Raw genomic sequence first — 7295 nt, 5'->3', positions numbered from 1 at the left:
CATAATACGTAAAGTCATGTATATTTAGGGAACACATACTACAGATACATCCGAAAAAAATATTTTTTGGTCTTACTCAGAACGCGATAAACCTTGTCACTATCGTATTTCCAAGAGGGAGTCGCCGGCTTCCGCTCCGATCAACTAAGTGACTGTAATTAAACCATCTTCCACAATCTGAACCCGTTAGTTGTATAAGTACCTTATCTTTTATTACACATTATATTCGTACTGCTACATTATTCTGTCGCTAGTACTAATTTATCATGAACTACTTTCAATACAGGACTTTCAAATGCTTTACGCATATACCCGTAATCATCTTTTAATTCATCTAATGATTCGGCAGGCATTATTTCACCCCACATATGAGGCTTATCGTTTTCATCATAATGAACTTCGCAAATCTCAAAGTAAGGTTTGTTCTGTTTATTGGTAAATTCCACAACTCTATAATTCCAGTACATAATAATCTCCTTCCGTGCTACGCCTTATGTGCCAAATGCGACATAAAAACTCCCATTTTCATCTTCAACTAAAATGGCCCGATTACTGAATATACATATTTCTCAAGCCATTGTAACATTCCTTCATTAATTGGTAAATTATTTGTAAAGGTAAAGCTGTATTATATCCATTCAACTATTTCTTCCAATGAACGGCGCGTTTTTGGACGCCGGGGTTCTTCTTTTCTGTAACCGAATGCGGCCAGCACGGCAGGTCTGAATTCTCCGTCTCCGAGCAAACCTTCTTCGGCAAGCAGCTTTTCAAGTTCTGCAGCATTAAAGCCTTCCATAGGAGTCGAATCAATTCCGATCAGTGCCGCGGCAGTCAGCATATTACCAAGCGCGATATAGGTCTGCTTCGATGACCAGTCCGACAGTGTGCGTTCATTATCCAATAAGTGATTCATCTCCTGGAAGCTCTGATAGTGACCGGTAACGGTTTCGATTACTGCTTCAGGCATCTGCTGGACATCTTTCATCTGGCTGATCATGTATTCGGAATCATAGCGCACATTTTTTCTGGCCAGCAGGATGACGAAATGGCTGGCAGTTCTAAGCTTTTCAACTGCACCTGAGCATACGGGCATCAGTTTATCGCGCATCGCCGGATCTTGTATGACGAGAAACTTCCATGGTTCGGAACCTAGTGAGCTCGGGGACAGTCTGCCGGCTTCCAAAATATATTCAAAGTCTTCCTCTGAAATCAGTTTCGTTGCATCGTAAAGTTTTGTCGCATGTCTAAAACGGAATGCATCCAATACCTGCTGCTTAATTTGTTCTTTTTGATTTTCCACTGCAATCGCTCCTTTTAGATACTCTAGTCATTTTAAGAATAGGGGAGTGCAAACTCAAATGAATCGTTTGCAATAAAAAAGCCAGCCGGAGAAATAATTTCCCCGACCGGCCTGGTCTGATTAAAATACTTTATCGCCGTTGAAAATAGAGTTCTTCACGATGACATAGTCTACGTTGCGGATAGAGCTCAACGTTTTACCGCCTGAATACGAAATAGCGGACTGCAGATCCTGCTCCATTTCGATCAATGTATCTTTCAGCGGTCCTTTATATTCAACGAACATCTTCTTGCCCTCAACGTTTTTCTTCTCACCTTTTTGGAATTCAGATGCAGAACCGAAGTACTCTTTATATTTCTGACCATCTTTTTCCACCGTTTGACCCGGCGATTCTTCATGTCCGGCAAACAATGAGCCGACCATTACCATGCTTGCGCCAAAGCGCACAGATTTTGCGATATCACCGTGCGTACGGATTCCGCCGTCTGCAATGATTGGCTTGGAAGCTGCTTTCGCACATAAACGAACTGCAGCCAATTGCCAGCCCCCAGTACCAAAACCGGTCTTCAGTTTCGTGATACATACTTTTCCGGGTCCGATCCCTACTTTAGTAGCGTCAGCTCCGGCATTTTCCAGCTCACGCACTGCTTCAGGCGTACCCACATTTCCTGCAATGACAAAGCTCATCGGCAAATGATTTTTGATGTGCTGGATCATGCGGATGACTTGATTGGAATGACCATGTGCAATATCGATTGTGATAAATTCAGGAACAAGCGCATCGACAGCAAGCTGTTCAACAAAGCCGTATTCCTCATCTTTCACGCCTACACTAATTGAAGCAATCAACCCGCGTGCGTGCATATCTTGAATGAAATCTACACGTTTTTCAGGATTGAAGCGATGCATTATATAGAAATAGCCTTCCTCTGCTAGTTGAATCGCGATCTTTTCATCAATAATCGTTTGCATATTAGCAGGTACAACAGGTAAACGGAAAGTATGTCCGCCAAGCGTAACCGATGTATCACATTCCGAACGGCTTTCCACTATACATTTTGCAGGGACTAGCTGTATATCTTCGTAATCAAATACTGTGTCCATTACTTTCACCTCTATAAACGAATGTTTTCTATATATTAATTTTGATTGTTCGACATTTAGTAATTTACACGAATTTATAATGATTGTCAACGTTTACATTTTGAAATTTAACGAACGTTTATAAAAGCTTTTTCTTGAAGTGCAACACAGTCAGCCAGACAAAACATCCTGCCAAACCGAGGGAAAGCACGTACGGAATCCATATGTCTGATGGAGCAGCTTCGCCAGTCAGCAATTTGGCGGGCACAGTAAATAATTCAAGCGGATTCCATGCAACGTCTGTTGGGAAAATAGAGGCCGCGAATAAAACAATGATCGCAATGAATGTAACTAAAATTCCTCCATAAGAAGAAGCAAAATACGTGTTGCCCCACAGCGTAACAGCCAGCAGCAGAATACCGAATATATATAGGCAGCTAGCTGCAAAAAGAAGATGCTGCAAACCACTTTGATCCCAATAAAATGCCGTATACATATACGTAATGAGGAAAGCGGCGGTCAGTGCGAGCGTCCAATAGCTAAGTGCCAGGCAAAACTTCGCAGTGATGACGGTGCTGCGGCGCAAGCCTTTTGTGAGCAGAATGATCAGCGTCCCTTTCTCCAGCTCTTTTGACATCATCGTACTGAACAGCAAGATGAATACAACGAGACCTAGCTGCGGCACGTTTTTATAAAACTGCATCCAGGAATCAAGCGCGGAAGGATCAGGCAGATTGAGGATAGTGCCTTCGGGCATTAAATTTTCCATTAAAGCAGGAGTAATTTTGGCAGTGAAAGGATTCAGCACGCCAAGAAACCCAAAGATGCAAAGCACCAATAGCAGTTTATAGGTTTTCACACTTTCAAACCATTCTTTCTTGAAAAATCCGATCCACTGATTCATCTGAGCACCTCCAGTACTAGCTGTTCGAGCTGACTGGCCTGCGGATGCATCGATTCCATAATGAGAGCGTTCTTTGTCAGTTCAGTCATGAATGCAAGCCGTTGTGTGTCATTAGGAAGATAGACAATCAGTTCATCATCGCTGCATTCCATTTGAAAAGCAGTATGCTGTAGCCGGTTTTTCGCCTGCTGTACAGGAATTGTAAAGCGATAAATAAATTGATCCTGAAATTGCTGTTGCAGTGTTCGCAGGTCATCTTGAAAAATAATCTTTCCTTCATGCAGCATCGCGACATGATCACAGATCTGCTCGGCGTCAGACAGAATATGAGTTGAGAAGAAAACCGTTGTTTCTTCTTTCGCTTTTTGCAGAATCGACAGTATTTGTGCACGTCCTGCCGGGTCTAAAGCAGATGTCGGTTCATCGCAAATCAGCAGTTTAGGCCGGTTGAGAAGTGCCTGGGCAATGCCAAGACGCTGTTTCATGCCTCTGGAATACGTGCTGATAGAAGAAGAGGTATCCGCTAATCCGACCAAAGTTAGTAATTCATCGATTCGCGGCTTCTGCTCTTTCCTCGGCATGCCGGTAATAACCGCGCACAGTTCAAGGTACTGCTGCGCTGTGTAAAACGGATAGAACTCAGGGACGTCAGGTAAGTATCCGATGTATTGATTGGATGGGGTTTCACCGAATGTCACTCGTTCTCCGGCGACGGTGATAGTTCCCTGATTCAACGGCAGCAAACCGAGCATACATTTCATCAGTGTAGTCTTACCGGCCCCGTTTGCCCCTACAAATCCGTATATGGAATGGGAGGGAATATGCAGATCAATATCCCGTAACACCGTGCGGTTCCCAAATCGTTTCGTTACATTTTCAATTCGTACGACCATTGCCGTCACCCCTTCCAAATACGAAATAAATCAAGGGTCCAATAAATTGGAGAAACAGCACAATCAACAGCCACATCACCTGATTTCCAAACCGGTAGTGGGGGTGCCGGATTACATGGATCGCTGAAAAAATGGCGAGTCCGATTTGCAGTAAAATAAGTGGAATTAAAAAAGGGAGATATTCCATCAACATATCCAGATTTGTATTCATCTTTTTTCCTCCAATCCCCAGCGCAGCTGGTCGCGCAGTTCCTGCATTTCTTTATCTTCATTAAACGGTTGGAAAAACGGTGCATTCATTGAATCAATGGCCGACTGCTTGATGATTTCAATATTTCGGGGTGCGTTCGTTCCTAAATCCAGCTGCTCAAGCCATTCTTCCAACAGATCAAAGTATTCATCGCCTCGTAGCGAAAAAGGAAACAGATTGTTCGTGCAGACGTCTACATACTTTGTCAGATAGGCATACATCAATTCACTGTCGTGGTTGATGGCTGCGGACTGGGCTACACCGAAATAAAACTGCAGACATATATTTGGATGAAGCCTTTTTAAAGAATATAAATCGATTAACCCATTCATACGCTCAATTGTTTCATTGAAGACCTGTGAATTATGAGCAGTCAGACGCAAGTAAAGTGGGCTGCTGCCGACAAGATAAATGACATTTTGGTACATCATAACCTGGATTACACGTCTGGCCTGTTCTTTGTCATCCAGCTGTTCATACGCAGTAGCCAGTATAATTTCATCTCCGAGGGAGGGTTTGATGACGCCCCCAAGTAGCTCCAGGGTCGTCTCGGGATCTGCCTGCATAAGCGCTGTCGTCGCCCGTAAAGAATTCGCCTGACGCAGCACCCAGATATCTTCACTCAATTGGGTGATCCGCACTAGCCATTGTTTTGTCTTTTCTAGAACAGCGGGTGCGTCAGTGCTGAGCATATGATGGTTAAGCAATAAAACACTCATTTGCAACAAGAATGCAGGATCATGATAATACTCTTTCACCTGTTCCTCAATTTCCTCAAACAACTCTTCAAACGGCTCTTTGCCGAACCGTTGAGCAAATCTCAAATAACGTTTCTGTATCTCTTCTTTCGAGAGCTGCCGCTCATAACCGAGCAGTTCATCCACCGTCAAATCAAAATACGAAGCAATTTTCGGCAGTAGCGTAATATCAGGGTAACTCTGACCCTTTTCCCATTTGGAAACAGATGCCTTTGATACCTGGCAATAGGCAGCCAGCGTATCTTGTGTAACTTGCATCCGTTTACGCTCTCGCTGGATAATTGAACCAATCCTCAGCATTCCCTCACGACCTTTCTGTTAGATTAAGTGTAAGGTGTAATGCAGGTTGATTCAATCAACTAAAAAGAAACTATCTGGCGATTAAATCAACTTGCAGTCAACAAGGTTAATAGGTAATAGGATAAAACGGCATACAAAAAAGCCGGTCTATACAAGACCGGCTTCCCGTCATACGCTTACTGTTTCAAATGGCTCTAAAATATTTTCTTTTTGCTGTTTGTCATAGCTGAGAACCTGTTCAGTCGGTTCGTATGATTTTCCATAGAAATCTTGGTCTTTGTAGGTGTGGATTTCTTCGTAGGTGGTCTTCATTGCGTCAAACACTTCTTTTTCGTCTGCCTTAGCAGTTGAAGAAGCAGGGGGTGCCCAATAAAGAATTTCGAGGCTGTTTTTCTCGCCGGTCGCAAGTGAACGTCGGTTATAAGCGATTTTCTGTGCGTGAGAAAATTCTTCTCTTGCATAGAATTTCAGACGTTTAGCCGTATCAGGTTCATCTTCGATAGCAGGCTCCACTTCCAATAAAATTGGTTTGTTTTTGGTTTTCAACGAATCCAGCAGTTTTTTTCCGAGACCTTCACCGCGTGCGGCTGAAGATACGAAAAGATAGTCGACAAACACGAAGTCCTCCGTTTCTACGTACATTAAAACGTGTTTAAGTCCTTCTTCTTTATGATAGACATTCCCTTTGTCGACTAGTAATGTCTCCATATGTTCTTTTGACTTCATTTCTTCAATCGGAAAATACTCGTTTAATTTGTTGTACCAATGCATGTGTTAAATTCTCCTCCATAGGTAATGTGGTGTACCTGGAGCTTTTTGTTTGGGGATCAAACATTGAGAGGAAAAAAGAGGTCAGAAAAAAATCCTCACTACTAGTATACTCCTTTTCATAAGAAAATAAACCAATTTAATTAAAAAACTTTATTTTTTTATTCAAAAACGAATGAAAAAACTGACAGCATTCAAGCTGTCAGCATGCCGTGAACCTCTTTATCTAGCCGCTCTTCCGCGTGAGTATACTTCTTTTTTCTTCTTTTCATTCATAATCTTTCTAACAACAGGGTATAGCAAAGGACCCCATTTTATAACGGTTTTTATTAATCTTTTCATATGCAGTTCTTCCTCTCATCGTGGAGTTGTTACTGTTAATTTCCCCCGTTCGCCTTCTGTCTAAACTTTTTATTCTAGATATTGAGGCACTTCCTTTGGTCGTTCAATTTCCGTGAAGAGATTAGATTGTTCAGGAATAGGAAGAGGTTTTGGTTCTGAATTTAGGGGAATCTGCAGTTGCCGGCTCATTTCTTCCAGAGAGAGTTGAATCCGGTCAATGTCTTCTTTCGTTGCATATTTTTTGCGGTCTATCAAAGAATAGCCGAGCTGACCGCTCGTTTCAATTGTAGCCCATTTGATATCATCTATCTTTTCAATGCCGGATTGCCGTAAATGCATTTCCAATTCATCCACTGTCAGCCGCAACTTCCGCATATTTCGGATGTTCAGCACGCCATCTTGCACCACGACTTTTGAACTTCCGCGGACAAGTCCTTCAAAAAAGTTCCACTTCAAAGCAATCAATTCAAATGAAAGAAGAGTTAACACGAGAACGAGCGAGAGCAACAGAGTCTGCCATAGACTTTTACTGGCAACCGGCTGAATGAGCAGCGTACCGACGGCTATCATTAAAACCGTCTGCCCCACCGTCATTTGAGATATCGATTTTCTTCCTGAAATATGCAAAAGTACAATGCCCGCTATAATAATTAGCACGGCTTCCCAAATTGAATTAAAATCCATAAATCGGCCACCG

Annotated in this window: 10 protein-coding genes; all 10 read right to left on the bottom strand. The window is 42.6% G+C overall.

The annotated features are described in order from the left end of the window. Positions 1 to 239: 239 nt before the first annotated feature. The 10 genes from Q1J64_RS16215 to Q1J64_RS16170 all read right to left on the bottom strand — a co-directional run bounded on the left by Q1J64_RS16215 (position 240) and on the right by Q1J64_RS16170 (position 7282). On the bottom strand, positions 240 to 467 hold the full coding sequence (locus Q1J64_RS16215) for a hypothetical protein (protein WP_301110163.1): 228 nt from the start codon (positions 465 to 467) through the stop codon (positions 240 to 242). Between the two features lie 161 nt (positions 468 to 628). Then, entirely contained in the window at positions 629 to 1300 is a 672-nt protein-coding gene (locus Q1J64_RS16210; RefSeq protein WP_301110162.1) for an NAD(P)H-dependent oxidoreductase, read from the bottom strand. Between the two features lie 120 nt (positions 1301 to 1420). Next, positions 1421 to 2404, bottom strand: coding sequence for a GMP reductase (gene guaC, locus Q1J64_RS16205; RefSeq protein ID WP_301110161.1), 984 nt, complete (start codon positions 2402 to 2404; stop codon positions 1421 to 1423). Between the two features lie 118 nt (positions 2405 to 2522). Then, positions 2523 to 3287, bottom strand: coding sequence for an ABC transporter permease (locus Q1J64_RS16200; RefSeq protein ID WP_301110160.1), 765 nt, complete (start codon positions 3285 to 3287; stop codon positions 2523 to 2525). Further along, complete coding sequence (locus tag Q1J64_RS16195) at positions 3284 to 4180, bottom strand: ABC transporter ATP-binding protein (RefSeq protein WP_301110159.1); 897 nt, start codon at positions 4178 to 4180, stop codon at positions 3284 to 3286. Before Q1J64_RS16195 ends, Q1J64_RS16200 begins: the two co-directional genes overlap by 4 nt. Next, the gene (locus tag Q1J64_RS16190) at positions 4164 to 4391 is read right to left on the bottom strand and encodes a PLDc N-terminal domain-containing protein (RefSeq protein WP_301110158.1); all 228 of its coding nucleotides are present in this window, start codon (positions 4389 to 4391) and stop codon (positions 4164 to 4166) included. Before Q1J64_RS16190 ends, Q1J64_RS16195 begins: the two co-directional genes overlap by 17 nt. Continuing rightward, positions 4388 to 5488 (bottom strand): helix-turn-helix domain-containing protein, encoded by a 1101-nt coding sequence (locus tag Q1J64_RS16185; protein WP_301110157.1) that lies wholly within the window; start codon positions 5486 to 5488, stop codon positions 4388 to 4390. Before Q1J64_RS16185 ends, Q1J64_RS16190 begins: the two co-directional genes overlap by 4 nt. Before the next feature lie 168 nt (positions 5489 to 5656). Next, positions 5657 to 6259, bottom strand: a complete 603-nt coding sequence (locus Q1J64_RS16180; RefSeq protein WP_301110156.1) for an N-acetyltransferase — start codon at positions 6257 to 6259, stop codon at positions 5657 to 5659. Between the two features lie 219 nt (positions 6260 to 6478). Continuing rightward, a complete protein-coding gene (yxzF, locus tag Q1J64_RS16815) occupies positions 6479 to 6598 on the bottom strand; it encodes a small protein YxzF (RefSeq protein ID WP_301110155.1) in 120 nt (39 codons plus the stop codon). A 69-nt stretch (positions 6599 to 6667) separates the two neighbouring features. After that, on the bottom strand, positions 6668 to 7282 hold the full coding sequence (locus tag Q1J64_RS16170) for a DUF421 domain-containing protein (protein WP_301110154.1): 615 nt from the start codon (positions 7280 to 7282) through the stop codon (positions 6668 to 6670). Positions 7283 to 7295 lie beyond the last annotated feature (13 nt).

The sequence above is a fragment of the Sporosarcina sp. genome (assembly GCF_029257255.1).
Classification (GTDB): domain Bacteria; phylum Bacillota; class Bacilli; order Bacillales_A; family Planococcaceae; genus Sporosarcina.
Note: the sequence above shows the minus strand (reverse complement) of the source record. Positions and strands in the feature narration are given on the sequence as shown.

Excerpts from the sequence above, each read along its gene's own strand:
- Q1J64_RS16215 (WP_301110163.1), bottom strand. The coding sequence starts at position 467 with ATGTACTGGAATTATAGAGTTGTGGAATTTACCAATAAACAGAACAAA.
- guaC (WP_301110161.1), bottom strand. The coding sequence starts at position 2,404 with ATGGACACAGTATTTGATTACGAAGATATACAGCTAGTCCCTGCAAAA.
- Q1J64_RS16200 (WP_301110160.1), bottom strand. The coding sequence starts at position 3,287 with ATGAATCAGTGGATCGGATTTTTCAAGAAAGAATGGTTTGAAAGTGTG.
- Q1J64_RS16195 (WP_301110159.1), bottom strand. The coding sequence starts at position 4,180 with ATGGTCGTACGAATTGAAAATGTAACGAAACGATTTGGGAACCGCACG.
- Q1J64_RS16190 (WP_301110158.1), bottom strand. The coding sequence starts at position 4,391 with ATGAATACAAATCTGGATATGTTGATGGAATATCTCCCTTTTTTAATT.
- Q1J64_RS16185 (WP_301110157.1), bottom strand. The coding sequence starts at position 5,488 with ATGCTGAGGATTGGTTCAATTATCCAGCGAGAGCGTAAACGGATGCAA.
- Q1J64_RS16180 (WP_301110156.1), bottom strand. The coding sequence starts at position 6,259 with ATGCATTGGTACAACAAATTAAACGAGTATTTTCCGATTGAAGAAATG.
- yxzF (WP_301110155.1), bottom strand. The coding sequence starts at position 6,598 with ATGAAAAGATTAATAAAAACCGTTATAAAATGGGGTCCTTTGCTATAC.
- Q1J64_RS16170 (WP_301110154.1), bottom strand. The coding sequence starts at position 7,282 with ATGGATTTTAATTCAATTTGGGAAGCCGTGCTAATTATTATAGCGGGC.